This is a genomic window from Pseudarthrobacter sp. W1I19, assembly GCF_030817835.1.
Lineage (GTDB): Bacteria > Actinomycetota > Actinomycetes > Actinomycetales > Micrococcaceae > Arthrobacter.
On the sequence record NZ_JAUSZR010000001.1, the window covers coordinates 1833788 to 1849851 of the forward strand.

At 64.4% G+C, this 16064-nt stretch carries 16 protein-coding genes; 12 read left to right on the forward strand and 4 right to left on the reverse strand.

The genetic code is table 11. The annotated features are described in order from the left end of the window. Positions 1 to 30: 30 nt before the first annotated feature. Positions 31 to 708: an endonuclease/exonuclease/phosphatase family protein gene (locus tag QF038_RS08605; RefSeq protein WP_307609752.1), complete on the reverse strand. Its 678-nt coding sequence runs from the start codon at positions 706 to 708 to the stop codon at positions 31 to 33. Between the two features lie 167 nt (positions 709 to 875). Here QF038_RS08605 and QF038_RS08610 point away from each other — a divergent pair, with 167 nt between their 5' ends. From QF038_RS08610 to QF038_RS08625, 4 genes are all read left to right on the forward strand, one after another. Then, a complete protein-coding gene (locus QF038_RS08610; RefSeq protein ID WP_307609753.1) occupies positions 876 to 1679 on the forward strand; it encodes a thioesterase family protein in 804 nt (267 codons plus the stop codon). 71 nt (positions 1680 to 1750) lie between these two features. Further along, complete coding sequence (locus QF038_RS08615) at positions 1751 to 2287, forward strand: PadR family transcriptional regulator (protein WP_307609754.1); 537 nt, start codon at positions 1751 to 1753, stop codon at positions 2285 to 2287. Positions 2288 to 2292: 5 nt separating this feature from the next. Next, on the forward strand, positions 2293 to 4005 hold the full coding sequence (locus QF038_RS08620) for an AarF/ABC1/UbiB kinase family protein (RefSeq protein WP_307609755.1): 1713 nt from the start codon (positions 2293 to 2295) through the stop codon (positions 4003 to 4005). 199 nt (positions 4006 to 4204) lie between these two features. Beyond that, complete coding sequence (locus tag QF038_RS08625) at positions 4205 to 4951, forward strand: lipoate--protein ligase family protein (protein WP_307613436.1); 747 nt, start codon at positions 4205 to 4207, stop codon at positions 4949 to 4951. Positions 4952 to 5047: 96 nt separating this feature from the next. Here the strand turns inward: QF038_RS08625 and QF038_RS08630 are convergent, their stop codons facing one another. Further along, positions 5048 to 5305, reverse strand: a complete 258-nt coding sequence (locus QF038_RS08630) for a mycoredoxin (RefSeq protein WP_307609756.1) — start codon at positions 5303 to 5305, stop codon at positions 5048 to 5050. Between the two features lie 137 nt (positions 5306 to 5442). On the opposite strand from QF038_RS08630, the gene QF038_RS08635 reads away from it, so the two are divergent. After that, positions 5443 to 6186, forward strand: coding sequence for an SOS response-associated peptidase (locus tag QF038_RS08635; protein WP_307609757.1), 744 nt, complete (start codon positions 5443 to 5445; stop codon positions 6184 to 6186). A 26-nt stretch (positions 6187 to 6212) separates the two neighbouring features. Here the strand turns inward: QF038_RS08635 and QF038_RS08640 are convergent, their stop codons facing one another. Beyond that, a complete protein-coding gene (locus tag QF038_RS08640; RefSeq protein WP_307609758.1) occupies positions 6213 to 6635 on the reverse strand; it encodes a VOC family protein in 423 nt (140 codons plus the stop codon). Positions 6636 to 6654: 19 nt separating this feature from the next. Between QF038_RS08640 and QF038_RS08645 the strand changes: the two genes are divergently transcribed. Next, positions 6655 to 6975 (forward strand): chorismate mutase, encoded by a 321-nt coding sequence (locus tag QF038_RS08645; protein WP_091419810.1) that lies wholly within the window; start codon positions 6655 to 6657, stop codon positions 6973 to 6975. 17 nt (positions 6976 to 6992) lie between these two features. Here QF038_RS08645 and QF038_RS08650 read toward each other — a convergent pair whose 3' ends face one another. Further along, positions 6993 to 7382: a hypothetical protein gene (locus QF038_RS08650; RefSeq protein ID WP_307609759.1), complete on the reverse strand. Its 390-nt coding sequence runs from the start codon at positions 7380 to 7382 to the stop codon at positions 6993 to 6995. Positions 7383 to 7591: 209 nt separating this feature from the next. On the opposite strand from QF038_RS08650, the gene QF038_RS08655 reads away from it, so the two are divergent. From QF038_RS08655 to pdxS, 6 genes are all read left to right on the forward strand, one after another. Further along, positions 7592 to 7927, forward strand: coding sequence for a DUF6504 family protein (locus QF038_RS08655; protein WP_307609760.1), 336 nt, complete (start codon positions 7592 to 7594; stop codon positions 7925 to 7927). Then, positions 7924 to 11412 carry a DNA polymerase III subunit alpha gene (locus tag QF038_RS08660; RefSeq protein WP_307609761.1) on the forward strand — a complete coding sequence of 1163 codons (3489 nt, stop codon included), beginning with the start codon at positions 7924 to 7926 and terminating at the stop codon, positions 11410 to 11412. Before QF038_RS08655 ends, QF038_RS08660 begins: the two co-directional genes overlap by 4 nt. Positions 11413 to 11528: 116 nt before the next feature. Further along, a complete protein-coding gene (thrS, locus tag QF038_RS08665) occupies positions 11529 to 13538 on the forward strand; it encodes a threonine--tRNA ligase (RefSeq protein WP_307609762.1) in 2010 nt (669 codons plus the stop codon). A 17-nt stretch (positions 13539 to 13555) separates the two neighbouring features. Further along, on the forward strand, positions 13556 to 14143 hold the full coding sequence (locus QF038_RS08670) for an HIT domain-containing protein (RefSeq protein ID WP_091419818.1): 588 nt from the start codon (positions 13556 to 13558) through the stop codon (positions 14141 to 14143). Next, positions 14133 to 14756, forward strand: a complete 624-nt coding sequence (pgsA, locus tag QF038_RS08675; protein WP_307609763.1) for a phosphatidylinositol phosphate synthase — start codon at positions 14133 to 14135, stop codon at positions 14754 to 14756. Before QF038_RS08670 ends, pgsA begins: the two co-directional genes overlap by 11 nt. Before the next feature lie 146 nt (positions 14757 to 14902). Further along, on the forward strand, positions 14903 to 15829 hold the full coding sequence (gene pdxS / locus QF038_RS08680; protein ID WP_307609764.1) for a pyridoxal 5'-phosphate synthase lyase subunit PdxS: 927 nt from the start codon (positions 14903 to 14905) through the stop codon (positions 15827 to 15829). Positions 15830 to 16064: the final 235 nt, after the last annotated feature.

Consider the following 16064-nt stretch of genomic DNA (forward strand, 5'->3'; position numbering starts at 1 on the left):
GCTCCAGTCCTGCTCAGTAGACGTGCCTGCTCAATAATCCCGGCCGTATTCGGCGTGGACCAGGATGGGCAGGTGGTCTGAGTTTCCGCGGGGCAGCGTCTCAACGCTCTCGATGTCCAGTCCCAGTGACGTGGCGAAGTCGAAGTGGCCCTTGAAGACCTTGTAGCGGGTGTAGGTCCGCCGGTTGCTGAGCGAGAGCGCGTAGCCCGAGTTCTTCATGTGGATGTGGAGGTTCTTGGTGAAGAACGGGTAGTTGAAGTCGCCCACCATCAGCGTCATGAGTCCCTGGCCCATGCTGAGCAGTTCGGCGTGGGCGGCGTGGATCTGCTTGCGGCGCAGGGAATTCGAGGCCGTGAGGGGCGCCGCGTGGAAGGAGCCGATCACCAGTTCATGCTGGGTCTCGTTGTCCACCACCCTGGTTCCGATGAGCCGCTCGTGGGCCGGGGCCAGGACCCTGTCGTGAACTGACTTCTTCAGGGCGAAGGACTGGGTGTCCAGCGCCGTGAAGCGGCTGGTGCGGTAGTAGATGGCCAGCCCGAGCCGGTTTCCCTTCGTGGCGTCAGCGAGGTGCAGCGGGCCCAGGGTCTCGGGGAGGTCGCTGGCGTCCACCTCCTGGAGGCAGAGTGCATCGACGTCATGGTTCCGTGCCAGGGCGAGGAGTTCGCCGCTTGCTTTGTGCTTGCGGAGGTTGTAGCTGATAACGCGCATGGAACACCTCTTCCGAGGGTTGCTGACAGGACCGATCAAGAGTCTAGTCCGCTGACCGCCGTCAGGGTCCAACATTTCACCGAGTCCTTTGACAACCTATGCCGGTTGCCTGCCGCCGCAACGATAGAGTTAGTCAGAATTCACTGAAATCTCCGGGAGGGCCACCGTTGACCACCGATCTGCCTGAACTGGCCGAGGGAAACTACTACTACCAGTCACTGGGCGGGGGACGCTTCCGCTCCACGATCCACGCGCAGGGTGCCTGGAATGTCCACGAGCAGCACATGGCCCCCGCATCAGGCCTCATGGCGGACTCCCTGGAGCGGCACCAGCCGCGGGAGGGGTTGCGGATGGCCCGGCTCAGCTACGAAATCCTGGGTCTGATTCCAGGCGGCGGGTTCCACATCGAGACCACCACCCTCCGGCCGGGAAAAACCATCGAACTGCTGCAGGCCGAATTGATTGCGGGCGGCCGCACCGCCATCCGGGCCACGGCCTGGCGGATGGTCACCAGCGATACTTCCGCCGTGGCGGCCGTGGAGGACACCGCCATTCCCGGCCCGGACGAATGCAAGCCCTACGACGGCGCATCAGTGTGGCCCGGCGGCTACATCCGCTCCCTTGAAATGCGCGTGGCGGAAGGCCATCGCCCCGGAGCCGGCAAGGTATGGCTGCGCACGGACCATCCCCTGACGGACAAGGCAGACAGTGGCGACCTCGCCCGCCTGATGGGGCTGGTGGACACCGCCAACGGCATCGCCGCAAGGGTGCCGCCGGGCAAGGACAGCTACGCCTTCCCCAACGTTGACCTCCAGATCCACATGTACCGGCGCCCCGAAGGGGAGTGGCTGGGCCTGGACAACGCCGTCTCCTTTGGACGGGACGGGATTGGCCTCACCTCAACAGTCCTGCACGATCTGCAGGGGCCTTTCGGGCGCGCGGAGCAGATTTTGACCCTCCGCAAAAGCTGACCCGCCCGCGCCGGGCGGATGTATCGTTAAGTGTCGTTGTATATCGCTGGCGATTTTACAGAGGAGACCCAGTGCGCGATTCGTACCCGGCAGGCGGCTTTGGCGGACACAGCGTCGACGGCATCTGGCAGGCTGTTGAGGAGTTCCGTTCGCGGTTCGAACGGCGTGGAGGTACCCGCGCAGGCAAGGGCGAGGTGCGGGCAGCCGTGCTTGCCCTGCTCGCGGAGCGCCCCATGCATGGCTACCAGATCATCCGTGAGATCGAGGAGCGCAGCGGCGGCAGTTGGAAACCAAGCGCCGGTTCTGTCTACCCCACCCTTCAACTGCTGGCCGATGAAGGTGTCATCAGCGTCGAGGAATCCAACGGCCGCAAGATCTACTCGTTGACCGAAGCCGGCCGTGAGGAGGCGGCAGGCGTGCACGAGTCAGCGCCGTGGGGTGCAGCAGGCCCGGCCGCCGGTTTTGGTTCCCTGCCCAAGGCTGGAATTGAGCTGGCGCAAGCCGCGGCGCAAGTTGGCCGCACGGGCACGCCAGACCAGGTGCAGCAGGCCGTGGCCGTGCTCGAAGAGGCCCGCCGCCGGATGTATTCCATCCTCGCCCAAGGCTGACCCGGGTGGCTTCGGTCCGCCGCAACCGGGCAGATCCGGTGCAGGTTCCCGGTGCCGGAAATATCCGGGCCCGGTACCGCCGCATACTCCGCTTCGCGGCCTGGAACCTGGCAGTGACCTGGTGGTTTGAGCTGCTGCTCCCGCGGATCGGGCTTGGGCTGGTGGCTGAGCGGACGCGGCCGGCCCGGATGCAGCGCTTCGCCCGGCGTTTCCACATGCTCGCGGTGGACCTCGGCGGCCTGATGATCAAGGTGGGCCAGTTCCTCTCGTCCAGGCTTGACGTGCTTCCCCCGGAAATCACCACCGAACTCGCGGGCCTGCAGGACGAGGTGCCCCCGGTCCCGTTTCCAGCCATCCGGGCCTTGGCCGAGAAGGAACTGGGAGTCCCGCTCGAGCAGGCCTTCGCCTGGATTGAGGAGGCCACCATCGCCGCCGCCTCATTGGGGCAGGCGCACCGCGCACGCCTTCTTCCTGCTGATGTCGCCGAGACCGGGCTGAAGGATGTGGTGATCAAGGTGCAGCGCCCGGGCATTGACGCAATTGTCGACGTCGACCTGGCGGCATTGCGCAAGGTGGGTGGATGGCTGAGCCGCTTCCGTGTGGTTTCCAGCCGCGCCGACGTTCCGGCCCTGGTAACGGAATTCGCCCAGACCAGCTTCGAAGAAATCGACTACCTCCATGAAGCCGCCAATTCCGAGCGTTTCGGGGTGGACTTTGCCAACGACACCAGAGTGGCGGTGCCACGCGTCGCCTGGGAGCGGTGCACCCGCCGCGTGCTGACTCTTGAGGACGTCACGGCCATCAAGATTACGGATGTCGCGGCGCTCAAGGCGGCAGGCATCGATCCCGCCCAGGTGGCGCCGGTGTTCGCGTCCGTGATGTTCGACCAGCTGTTCACCAACGGGTTTTTCCATGCGGACCCGCACCCCGGCAATATTTTCGTCACCCCGGCTCCTGCCGGCGCCGGCGGGCTCCCGTGGAAGCTGACGTTCATCGACTTCGGCATGATGGGTGAGGTTCCGGCCTCGACCCGCAGCGGCCTGCGCAAGCTCCTGTTCGCTGCCGCCGCGCGGGACGGCAAAGGCCTGGTGGCTGCCATCGGCGATGTAGGCGTCCTGATGCCGGCAGCTGACGTGGTGGGGCTGGAACGGGCCATGACGCAGTTGTTCGGCAGGTTCGGCGGAATGGGTTTCGCCGAGCTGCGCGAGGTGGATCCGCGGGAGTTCCGTGACTTCGCGATGGAATTCGGCGACGTGGTGCGCTCCCTGCCGTTCCAGCTGCCCGAGAACTTCCTGCTCATCATCCGAGCGATGTCGCTGACATCGGGAGTGTGCAGTTCCCTGGACCCCCGGTTCAACCTGTGGGACTCGGTGGAGCCCTACGCCGCGCAGCTGCTCCGGGACGAGCGCGGCAACCTCGTGCAGGACGCGGCCCAGCAGGCATTTGACGCCGCAGGACTCGCGCTTCGCCTGCCCAGGCGCCTCGACGCACTCATTGCCAGGATCGAGGAAGGCAACCTTACCGGCGCCAACCCCCGCCTGGAGCGGCAGGCCGCCAGGCTGGACCGGACGGTGCGGCGCGCGGCGTCGGCCCTGGTATTCGGCGCCGTGTTGATTGCAGGGGCTGTGGTCCGTGCCAACGATCCCGGTCTCGGCAGCGCTCTGATGGTTGCGTCCGCCCTCCCGCTGCTGCACGGCCTCTGGGTGGGGCGGCGCTGACCGAACCCAGGGCTGTGAGCCAGCTGCCGCCGTCGAACGCCGGACGGAGGGCAAAAACACAATGCCGGCGCTATAAATGACCTCGAAGGTCACGGCGTAACCTAGGTTTGGCCTGTCCGGCCAGCAAATCGCGTCAATCACTGCGAACGCGGCCGCAACAGCAAGGAACTGCACGATGACCACAGGGGAGCTTAGCAACATGCACCATGCCGATCCGGGAACCCGCACACTGACAGTGGTGCGCCAGGAGGTTTCGCTGGGCGCCGGGCGGGACCTGGAATTTGGCCTGGAGCTCCTGGCCAGGGCGAGGACCGGGGAAATAGGCCCCATGCTGCGGCTGTACCGGCCGGCACCCACGGTGGCGTTCGGCCAGCGGGATACCCGGCTGCCGGGTTTCCAAGCAGCGGAGCAGGCCTGCCGCGACAACGGTTTTGAGCCGCTGGTCCGCCGCGCCGGGGGCCGGGCGGCGGCCTACCACCAGGGGACGCTGGTGGTGGACCACATTGAACCCGACGCGGACGCGATCGCGGGATCCAAAAGCCGGTTCGGGTACTTCGGTGAGCTGTTCGCGGATGCCCTGCGCAGCCTTGGGGTGCACGCAGCGGTGGGTGAGATTCCCGGCGAGTACTGCCCCGGGGAATTCAGTGTGCACGGCAGCGCACCTGGTACTCCCCGCCAGGTGAAGCTGGTAGGTACCGCCCAGCGCGTGGTGGCCGGCGGCTGGCTGTTCAGCTCCGTCATCGTGGTGGAAAACTCCGCGCCCATCCGCAAGGTCCTCACCGATACCTACACCGCCCTGGGCCTGGACTGGGATCCTGCCACTGCCGGGGCAGTGGATGATCTTGTTCCCGGCGTGGACGTCGCAGCGGTGGAGGAGGCACTGCTGGCAACCTATGCCGGACACACCGCCCTTGAAACGGCACCCTTCAGCGACCTGGGGGCATAAGACTGCAACAAAAACGGGACCAACCTGCGGTTGGTCCCGTTTCGCCTGTCCGGGGTGCCTGTGAGGCTGCCCTGGTCCTTGGGGCTGTCCTGCCGCTTAGGCTGCGAGGCGGGTCTTGACCTCGGCAGCGGACGGGTTGGTGGCAGCGGTGCCGTCCGGGAAGAGGACGGTGGGCACTGTGCGGTTGCCGCCGTTGAGCTGCTCCACGAGTTCAGCGGTACCTTCCACTTCCTCAATGTTGATCTCCTTGTAGCCGATGCCCTGCGCGTCCAGCTGCTTCTTTAGCCGGTTGCAGTAGCCGCACCAGGTGGTGGAGAACATGGTGATGGTGCCGGATTCGGGAGTGAAGTCCATAAGTTTCTCCTATGCGTGGTTGATTGTTTCCTTCCTTTCAACGGTAGCGTGCAGGCCCATATTCCCCAGTTCCCGGCGCTTCACATGACAGCTCAGATGGCCGGTGGCATGCTGGAGCCATGTGTGGACGTTATGTGATGGCACGTGCTGTGGGGGACCTCCTGGCTGAGTTCGACGCCGGGCTTGAGGAGGAGGTGCACATCCCGCCGTCGTGGAATGTTGCGCCAACCGATGCCGTGCCCATCGTCCTGGAGCGGTTGATTGAGGAGGGGCCTGCGCCGAGGCAGGTGCGCCAGCTCCACGTGGCGCGGTGGGGCCTTGTGCCGTCCTGGGCCAAGGACCCTGGCATCGGTTCGCGGATGATCAACGCCCGGAGCGAATCCGTGCTGGAAAAACCGGCCTTCCGCAAAGCCGTGCAGTCACGCCGGTGCGCGGTGCCGGCGGACGGTTACTACGAGTGGAAGCAGGGGCCCGGGAAGTCGAAGCAGCCCTACTACGTGCATCCGGGAGAGGGCCGCGGCCTGGTTTTCGCGGGGCTTTACGAGTGGTGGAAGGATCCGGCGTGGCCGGCGGGGGAGCCGGGCGGGTGGGTGTTATCCACGTCCATCCTCACCACTGACACGCCGCCGCCCGGAAGCGAGGACACGGTGTTCGGCAAGCTGACGGCACTGCACGACCGGGTTCCGCTGCCGATGGACAAATCCACCATGGAAGCGTGGCTGGACCCCCAGGCCGACGACGCGGCCGGGCTCGTGGACCTGGTACGGTCCGGGGTCAAAGATGTGGCGTCGGACTGGCACGTCGATTCCGTGGGCAAGGACGTGGGGAACGTGCGCAACAACGGGCCGGAGCTGATCCGGCCCGTGGAGGCCCTCTTCTAGAAGCCCATGCCCGGGCGGGATGCGGCCTAAACAGTGACCGTGCCGGCGTCGTCCACTGTCCACGTGGGGTTGTACGCCACCTCCCAGCGGAAGCCGTCAGGGTCTGCGAAGTAGCCGCTGTACCCGCCCCACGGCTGGGTGATGGGCTCGGCAATGATTTGGGCGCCTGCCGCGGCGGCTTCTGCCATGACCCGGTCCACGTCCTCGGTGCCCGGCAGGTTGTGGCTGAGGGTGATGCAGGGAACGGGGCCGGGAGCACTGACGCCGGCATCGGCCTGCATCTGGCGGACGTCCCAGAGCGACAGCACCAGGCCGTGGTTCACCTGGATGAACACCACTTCTCCCGGAGCCTCACGGTGGACCGGCCAGCCCAGGCCGTCAACATAGAACGCGCGGGACACCGGAACGCTGCGGACGCCCAGTGAAATGAAGTCGACTCTTGGCTGCATGGTTCGATACTGTCAGAGGATGGCGACAATTCAAGGGAACGATAGAGATGCTTTGGCCGACAAGGAACAGCTCGCTGCCGTCCGGATTGCCGTGGACGAGGTGGATGAGCAGATTGTCACCCTGATCGCCCGCCGCGAGCGCCTGATCCGGATCGCCGGAACGCTCAAGGGTGACGACGCAGAGGTGCGCGCTCCGGGGCGGGTGGAACGGATCATTGAACACGTCCGGTCCGCAGCCGAAAAGAAGGACATCGACCCGGACATCGTAGAGTCCACCTACCGGGCCATGATCTCCGGCTTCATCGAACTCGAACTCCGGGTCCACAAAGAAAACAGCTGAGCCGCCCGGCCCAGCTGTTACAGGTTCTCCTCCACGGGAACACCGGACTGGAATTCCCGTCCGTCAGCCTCGCTGAAGCCGGTCATCACGTGCCCTTCGCCGAGGCCGTTGATCGCTGCCATGGGGAAGTGGCCGGTGATGGTGCTGTCCGAGTGGCTGACGCCTGAAAGATCGTAGTTTTCCTCACTACTCTGGTCATGGTTGAACGAGAAAAAGGAAATCGGCTTCCCGTTCATGAATTCAATACCCAGGCGCCGCTGGGACGAGTAGTCCGGACTGGCAGCCACAAGCCCCACCACATAGGCACCGGAACCGGGGATACTGCCGTCCAGATCGAAAGTTGCCACAAGGGTGGAGTCCTGGGCCTTGAGACTGACCTGCTTGAGGAGTGCGTCATGGGTGCTCATGGCACAATCCTGCTCCCTGCCGTTCGGTCCGTCCACCCCTGAAGGCTGACGGAAATGTAAGCCGAAGACGCTTCCCGGCATTTCCCCTTCCCGCTGAACCCGCTCCCGGTCCTTTGTCTATGCGGCGTCTTCCGGGAGGCGTAGACTGGTTCTGTTCGAATATATATTCGAACGGTTTCTGTTCGAACTTTCTGCATCCGGGAGGCGCCATGGGCATGTTCAGCGAATCCGTTGACGTCTCCTGCACCCCTGAGGGCAATCCAGTTGGTGTTATCTGGGCCGGACGTTCCTATTCGGTCTGCGCCGAACCGGTGCGCTGGTACGAGCGCCGCCAATGGTGGGCCGAAGAAACCCGTGCACCGCTGGGCAGCGGCCCCGGCCTGGTGGACCATGAAATCTGGCGGGTCCAGGTGCTGCCTTCAGCTCCGGGCTCCGGCTTGGCTGAACAGGGAGAGCCGCTCACCCTTGACCTGACCCGCCATATCCGCAGCGGCCGCTGGCGGATCCTGCGGATCCATGACGCACTTCGACCCAGAACAGCATGAGCTTCACGCACCTCCACGTCTCCACCGCATTCAGCGCCCACTATGGAGTGTCATGGCCCGAGGAACTGGCGCAGGCGGCTGCTGCTGACGGCGCCAGCGCGCTCGCCTGCACGGACAGGGACGGCCTGTACGGGACCATCAAGCACCTCAAGGCGTGCATGGACACCGGCATTGACCCCATCGTCGGGGTGGACCTTGCCGTTTATGACGACGACGGCGATCACCGCACCCAGCTGGCGGGCCGCGTGGTGGTGCTTGCCCGCGGCAACAACAACGGTGCCGGCTACCGCGCGCTGTGCCGGCTTGTGTCAGACGCCCATGCCCGCACCTCGGGAAAGTCCGGGGGAGTTGTGCCGGTGGCCGTAACCCGTGCGGAACTTGCCTCCCGCACCCTGGATCCCCAAACCCTTAAACCTGTGCTGATGGTGCTGATAGGCCCGGATTCCGACGTCGGTCGGGCCATGGGCGGGCGGCGTTACCTGCGCCCGCGCACCCTTTTCAAGCAGTGGCTGGACGCCATGCCCGCGGGAACTGTGGTGGCCGAGATCGTGTCCCAGCTCAGCGCCCCGGGATCTCCCTTGAGTACAGCACACGCCGTCCGGATGCTTAAACTCGCCGAAGAACACAGCATCCCGGCAATCCTCACCAACGCGGTCCGGTATTGCGCAGAGGACGGGGCGGCAACCGCAGACGTCCTGGATTCAGCCCGGACCCTGAAATCCCTTCCGGAACTGGCCCAGGAACCGCTGCTGCAACCAAACGGCCAGGCCTGGCTGAAATCCTCCCGTCAGATGCTCCAGCTGGGGAGGGAAATCATCTCCGCTGCCGGCTATGGGGCAGAAGACCTCAACAGGCTCATGGCACAAACAGAGGCGCTCGCCGATGTGTGCAGGATTGATCCCGTCACGGACATGGGGTGGAAGCAGCCGGTAGTGCCCGAAGCCGCGGTCATCGGGATCAGCCAGGATCCGCATGTGGAACTGGTGCAGCGCTGCCAGGCGGGGATTGGCAGGAGGTTCCCCGGGATTGCCGGCACCAGCGAAAAGGAAATGCTCCACCGGCTTGAGCATGAGCTGGGGATCATCCAGAACCTGGGGTTCTCCTCCTACTTCCTCACCGTGGCGGAGGTTTCAAGGATGATCCAGGACATGGGGGTGCGGGCAGCCGCCCGGGGCTCCGGGGCCTCCAGCCTGGTCAATTACCTCATTGACGTCAGCCAGGTAAATCCGCTGCAGCACGACCTCATCTTCGAACGGTTCCTCTCCCAGGACCGGGCCACCTTGCCGGATATTGATATCGACGTCGAGAGCGCCGAACGGCACAACGTGTACCACCGGATTTTCGAGCGCTTTGGCAAAGAACGCGTCACGCTCATGAGCATGCAGAACGGTTACCGGGCACGCGGTGCTGTGCGGGACGCCGGCCTTGCCCTGGGGATGGATGAGGGGGACGTGGGGGACATCGCCAAGCAATTGTGGCGGTTTTCAGCTTCGAAGTTCCGCGAGGCGCTGCAGGAGAAGCCCGAATTGAGGGAATTTGCCGGCCGGGTGGAACAGCGGGATTCCCATGGCAACCAGCAGCTTGACCTGCTGGTGGACTTGACCGAGCGCCTGGACCGGTTGCCCCGGCACATCTCCATGCATCCTTGCGGGGTGATCCTGGGGGATGCCACCCTGCTGGACCGCACCCCTGTCCAGCCCAGCGGGCTTGGACTGCCCATGAGCCAGTTCGACAAGCACGACATGGACCCCATGGGCATGCTCAAGCTCGACGTCCTGGGCGTCAGGATGCAGAGCGCCATGGCATTTGCCGTTCGGGAAATCATCCGCATCCATCCCTCCAAAGAGGAAGTGGTGGCTGCCGGTGGCCATGCAACCGGAACTGGCGGGACCGGGCCTGATTTCATTGCAGAGAACGGGCACATCGACCTGAACGCCATTCCCCTGGATGATGAGCCCACCTTTGAACTTATCCGGAGCACCCACACCCTGGGCTGCTTCCAGATCGAGTCACCTGGGCAGCGTGAGCTCATTGGCAAGATGGCGCCGCGGGAATTCAATGACCTCATCATCGATATTTCCCTGTTCCGTCCCGGGCCCATGAAATCGGACATGGTGCGGCCCTTCCTGGAGCACCGGCACGGGTTTGCTCCCGAGGTTTATCCGCACCCCCTCCTGAAGCCGGTACTCCAGGAGACCCACGGCGTGACGGTGTTCCACGAACAAATCCTCCGGACTCTCGATGTCATGACCGGGTGCGGGCTTGCGAAGGCCGATGAATTCCGCCGCGCCCTCAGCAGCGAGTCTGGGGAATTCCGGGTGGAGGAGTACTTCCGGAAGCATGCCAAGGCAAAGAACTTCTCACCCGACGTCGTAGACAAGGTCTGGCAGACCCTGAAGTCCTTTGCCAGCTTCGGTTTCTGCAAAGCCCACGGGGCGGCCTTCGCCGTGCCCACGTACCAGTCAGCATGGCTGAAGGCGCACCACCCGGAAGCGTTCCTGGCAGGCCTGTGGGAGCACGACCCCGGCATGTACCCAAAACGGCTTCTCGTGGCGGAGGCAAGAAGGCTTGGCATCCCCATCCTTCCCCTGGACATCAACCGCAGCAAAGGGGAGTACCGGGTGGAGCGGATCCTGCACGGACCTGATGCCGGGAAGCTCGGAATCCGGCTGAGCCTGAACGGGATCTACGGGTTGTCCGCCACCGAATTGAAAAGGATAGTTGCCGGCCAGCCCTACGACTCCCTCGCAGACCTCCGCGCGCGCTCGCGGCTGAGCAAGCCAAGCATCAAACGGCTGGCCCAGCTGGGTGCGTTTGATTCCCTCCATCGGGAGGCAGGCGGAATGGCCAACCGGGCTGACCTGGTCCAGCACCTGCAACGGCTGCAAAATGCAGGCACCGGGCGGAAGGGCGTCGAACTGGTCGAGGGGCAGCTGTCCCTTCCCTTGGGCGATGTGGAGCTGCGGAACGTTAAACCGGGGCTGCCCGCACCCACCCTCGTAGAGAATGTCCGGGCGGAACTGGACCTGATGGCCGTTGATGTCAGCAGCCACCTGATGGAAAGCCACCGCCCCATCCTGGAACGGCTGGGCGTCACAACAGCGGACAAGCTCCTTGGCCTGCGTAACGGGACTGAAGTGCTGGTGGCCGGAGTGCGCGTGGCCACCCAGACACCTCCTATGCGGGGCGGCAGGAGGGTGGTTTTCATCAGCATTGACGACGGCACCGGCTGCGTCGATTCGGTCTTCTTCCACGAAGCCCAGGAAAACGCAGGGCTGCTCCTGTTCGGAACCAGGTTGCTGCTCATCCGCGGCACTACCAGGAGGACAGGGCCGAGGGGCATCAGCATCAGTGCCAGCATGGCCTGGGACCTCAGCCGCACGGAGACTTTGCCCTTCCCAACGCCTGCAGACCAGCCTGGCGATGTCCCGCATCCCCTGGACGGGATCAGCAGGACCCTGGCAATTACCGGTTTTAGCGGGTGAGGCTGCCGTGTGCCGCTTTGGTCGGCCCTTCGCCGAACCGATAGCATTGACGGTGGCTGGCTGTGGTCCCCGTATGCCACAAGCTATGAAGCCTTAACTTTGAATAGGAGACACCCGTGTCAGATGCCCAGCAGATCACCCTTCTCGTCGATGGCGAAGAGACCAAGGTGACTACCGGGACAACCGGTGCGGAACTCTTCTTTGAGCGCCGTGATGTTGTTGTGGCCCGCGTCAATGGCGAGCTGAAGGACCTGGACCAGGAACTGCCCGAAGGCGCCGAGGTTGAGGGTGTCACCATCGATTCCCCGGACGGGCTTAACGTACTCCGCCACTCCACCGCCCACGTGATGGCACAGGCTGTCCAGCAGCTGCGCCCCGATGCCAAGCTGGGCATTGGCCCGTACATTACCGACGGCTTCTACTTCGACTTCGATGTCGCCGAGCCCTTTACCCCCGAGGACCTCAAAACCCTCGAGAAGATGATGCTCAAGATCGTCAACCAGAACCAGAAGTTCGTCCGCCGCGTCGTTTCCGAGGAGGAGGCCCGCGAGGCGATGAAGAACGAGCCCTACAAGCTCGAACTCCTGGGCAAGAAAAACGAGGCCGCCGAAGCCGGTGAGGGCGTCAATGTAGAGGTCGGCGCCGGCGACATCACCATCTACGACAACGTTGAGCGCAAGGAAGGGACCACCGTCTGGTGCGACCTCTGCCGCGGCCCGCACTTGCCCAACACCAAGATGATCTCCAACGCCTTCGCCCTCACCCGGTCGTCGTCGGCCTACTGGCTGGGAAACCAGAAAAACCAGCAGCTGCAGCGCATTTACGGCACGGCCTGGCCCACCAAGGACGCCCTCAAGGCCTACCAGGAACGCCTTGCCGAGGCCGAGCGCCGCGACCACCGCAAGCTCGGCTCCGAACTGGACCTGTTCTCCTTCCCTGACGAACTCGGCTCCGGCCTGCCCGTCTTCCACCCCAAGGGCGGCATCATCCGCAAGGAGATGGAGGACTACTCACGGCAGCGCCACGTCGAAGCGGGCTACGAGTTCGTCTACACGCCGCACATCACCAAAGGCCACCTCTACGAAGTGTCCGGCCACCTCGACTGGTACAAGGACGGCATGTTCCCCGCCATGCGGGTGGATGAGGAACTCAACGAAGACGGCAGCATCCGCAAGCCGGCGCAGGACTACTACCTGAAGCCGATGAACTGCCCCATGCACAACCTCATCTTCCGGTCCCGCGGGCGCTCGTACCGGGAGCTGCCGCTGCGCCTGTTCGAATTCGGGTCGGTCTACCGCTATGAGAAGTCCGGCGTGGTGCACGGCCTCACCCGCGTGCGCGGCATGACACAGGACGACGCCCACATCTACTGCACCCGCGAACAGATGAAGGACGAACTCACCAAGACGCTGACCTTCGTCCTGGACCTGCTCAAGGACTACGGACTCAACGACTTCTACCTGGAACTGTCCACCAAGGACCCGGAAAAGTACGTCGGCGAGGACGCCGCCTGGGAGGAAGCCACCAGGACCCTGGCCGAGGTCGCGCAGGAATCCGGGCTGGAACTCGTGCCGGACCCGGGCGGAGCAGCCTTCTACGGCCCCAAGATCTCCGTCCAGGCCAAGGACGCGCTGGGCCGCACCTGGCAGATGTCCACCATCCAGCTGGACTTCAACCTGCCTGAACGCTTTGAGCTGGAATTCCAGGCCGCCGACGGCACCCGCCAGCGCCCCGTGATGATCCACCGTGCGCTTTTCGGTTCAGTGGAGCGGTTCATGGGTGTGCTGACCGAGCACTATGCCGGCGCCTTCCCGGCGTGGCTCGCACCCGTCCAGGTGGTGGGCATTCCTGTAGCGGAGACGTTCAACGAGTACATGTTCGACGTCGTTGATCAGCTTAAGGCGGCAGGGATCCGTGCCGAGGTGGACACCTCCTCGGACCGGTTCCCCAAGAAGATCCGCACCGCCAGCAAGGACAAGATCCCGTTTGTGCTCATCGCCGGCGGTGATGACGCCGAGGCAGGCGCTGTCTCCTTCCGCTTCCGCGATGGAAGCCAGGACAACGGCGTGCCCGTGGCCGAGGCAGTCAAGCGGATCACTGAAGCCGTCCGGAACCGGACCAGCTAGCGAAACGGAACAGTACGGTGCAGGAGAACACAGGCGCAGGATATCCGGGGGATGCCGGCGTTACCGACGACTTTGACCTCGCCGGTGTCCCGGACGCTTTCCAGCGCCTGTGGACTCCGCACCGGATGGCCTACATCAAGGGCGGCCAGCACCAGTTCAAGAACGAAAACGACTGCCCGTTCTGCGTCGGACCCGCCCGTACCGATGAGGAAGCACTCATCGTCTACCGGGGAAAGACGTGCTACGTGGTGCTGAACCTGTTTCCCTATAACCCCGGGCATCTCCTGGTCTGCCCGTACCGCCACGTCCCGGATTACACGGATCTGACGGTGGAGGAGACGGCAGAGTTCGCCGAGCTGACCCAGACCGCCATGCGGGTCCTGCGGAAGGTGTCGAATCCCGGCGGTTTCAACCTGGGGATGAACCAAGGCGTGGTGGGCGGGGCCGGCATCGCCGCGCACCTGCACCAGCACATCGTTCCCCGGTGGGGCGGCGACGGGAACTTCTTCCCCATCATCGCCCAGACCAAGGCGATCACGCAGACCCTAGATGAGGTCCGCCAGCAGGTCGCCGACGCCTGGCCCGGGGAGACGGATGCTGAATAAGCACGCGCGCGGGTTCTTCACAGCCCTGTTCACCCCGATTGCCCGCTGGCTCCTGCGCATAGGCGTTTCACCAGACGCCGTCACGATCATCGGCACGGCCGGCGTGGTGGTGGGGGCCCTCGTCTTCTACCCCCTGGGCCAGCTCTGGTGGGGAACCCTGTTTATCACAGCGTTTATCTTCTCCGACGTCCTCGACGGCATCATGGCCAGGATGCAGGCGGTGGGCGGCCGCTGGGGCAACTTCCTCGACTCCACGCTGGACCGGATCGCCGACGGTGCCCTGTTCGCGGGGCTCGCCGTATGGTTCTTCACGGGCGGCGCCAATGTTCCCATCGCGATGATGGCCACCGTCTGCCTTGTCTTGGGCATGGTGGTTTCCTACGCCAGGGCCAAAGCCGAGTCCTTGGGCTTCACCGCCAACGTGGGCATCGCCGAACGCGCGGAGCGCCTGGTTTCGGTTCTGGTGGTCACCGGATTTACCGGTCTGGGGCTTCCCAGCGTGGTGTTGCTGGTGACGCTGTCGTTGCTCGCCCTCGCCAGCTTCGTCACCGTGGTCCAGCGTGTGGTTTCGGTCCGCCGGCAGGCTCTTGCGGAACCGTCCCCGGCTGATTAACACGAATTGAGCCGGGCGGCCGGGGTGAGACTAGTATTAGGACTGCCCGGTCAATGGATCCGGCAACCCGGTGTGTGTAAACACGGCATCTGACGTGCCGCCCTGCACTCCCGGCGAAGGTCATCTATCTACCCATAGGGGTTTTTGTGTCTACACCTGATGTAAGCAACGAGGCCGGTTCGTCCGCGAACAGCGTCACGGGCAGCAACCGCGTGAAGCGGGGCATGGCTGAGATGCTCAAGGGCGGCGTCATCATGGACGTCGTCAACGTCGAACAGGCCCGCATCGCCGAAGATGCCGGTGCTGTTGCTGTGATGGCGCTGGAACGTGTTCCGGCCGATATCCGTGCCCAGGGCGGCGTGTCCCGCATGTCCGATCCGGACATGATCGACCAGATCATCGACGCCGTGTCCATTCCGGTCATGGCCAAGGCCCGGATCGGCCATTTCGTCGAGGCCCAGATTCTGCAGTCCCTCGGCGTGGACTACATCGACGAGTCCGAGGTCCTGACCCCGGCCGACTACGTCAACCACATCGACAAGTGGAACTTCAAGGTTCCCTTCGTCTGCGGTGCCACCAACCTCGGTGAGGCGCTGCGCCGCATCAACGAGGGCGCGGCGATGATCCGCTCCAAGGGCGAGGCCGGCACCGGCGATGTCTCCAACGCCACCGGGCACATGCGCCAGATCCGCTCCGAGATCGCCAAGCTCGCCGCCCTGCCCGAGGACGAGCTCTACGTTGCGGCCAAGGAACTGCAGGCCCCGTACGAACTGGTCAAGGAAGTTGCCGCTGCCGGCAAGCTTCCGGTGGTGCTGTTCACCGCCGGCGGTATTGCCACCCCGGCTGACGCCGCCATGATGATGCAGCTCGGTGCTGACGGCGTGTTCGTTGGCTCGGGCATCTTCAAGTCCGGCAACCCGGCTCAGCGCGCCGCTGCCGTCGTGAAGGCCACCACCTTCTACGATGACCCCGACGTCATCGCCAAGGCCTCCCGCGGCCTGGGTGAAGCCATGGTGGGCATCAACGTCGACGAGATCCCCCAGCCGCACCGCCTCGCCGAGCGCGGCTGGTAAGTCGCTTCTCTGGCGCCTTTTGGGGCGCCGGGCGGCGTCATCCTCTGCGTGCTATTCCCCGCGCCCTCCTGGCAGCTTTTGTAGCTGGCTGGCGCGCGGGGGCCCTTTTACGCACGCTGCCGGATAACGCCGTCCGTCGCTAAGCGGGTCGCCTTGCGTCTTTATTTACGACGCCGGTTCCTCACCTTTCTTTGGTGGGGGACCGGCGTCGTACTTCTTTAATCGGGGTGGACGG

Excerpts from the sequence above, each read along its gene's own strand:
- QF038_RS08635 (WP_307609757.1), top strand. The coding sequence starts at position 5,443 with ATGGCACGTGCTGTGGGGGACCTCCTGGCTGAGTTCGACGCCGGGCTT.
- QF038_RS08650 (WP_307609759.1), bottom strand. The coding sequence starts at position 7,382 with ATGAGCACCCATGACGCACTCCTCAAGCAGGTCAGTCTCAAGGCCCAG.
- QF038_RS08655 (WP_307609760.1), top strand. The coding sequence starts at position 7,592 with ATGGGCATGTTCAGCGAATCCGTTGACGTCTCCTGCACCCCTGAGGGC.
- QF038_RS08645 (WP_091419810.1), top strand. The coding sequence starts at position 6,655 with ATGGCGACAATTCAAGGGAACGATAGAGATGCTTTGGCCGACAAGGAA.
- QF038_RS08625 (WP_307613436.1), top strand. The coding sequence starts at position 4,205 with ATGCACCATGCCGATCCGGGAACCCGCACACTGACAGTGGTGCGCCAG.
- QF038_RS08605 (WP_307609752.1), bottom strand. The coding sequence starts at position 708 with ATGCGCGTTATCAGCTACAACCTCCGCAAGCACAAAGCAAGCGGCGAA.
- QF038_RS08660 (WP_307609761.1), top strand. The coding sequence starts at position 7,924 with ATGAGCTTCACGCACCTCCACGTCTCCACCGCATTCAGCGCCCACTAT.
- QF038_RS08630 (WP_307609756.1), bottom strand. The coding sequence starts at position 5,305 with ATGGACTTCACTCCCGAATCCGGCACCATCACCATGTTCTCCACCACC.
- pgsA (WP_307609763.1), top strand. The coding sequence starts at position 14,133 with ATGCTGAATAAGCACGCGCGCGGGTTCTTCACAGCCCTGTTCACCCCG.
- QF038_RS08640 (WP_307609758.1), bottom strand. The coding sequence starts at position 6,635 with ATGCAGCCAAGAGTCGACTTCATTTCACTGGGCGTCCGCAGCGTTCCG.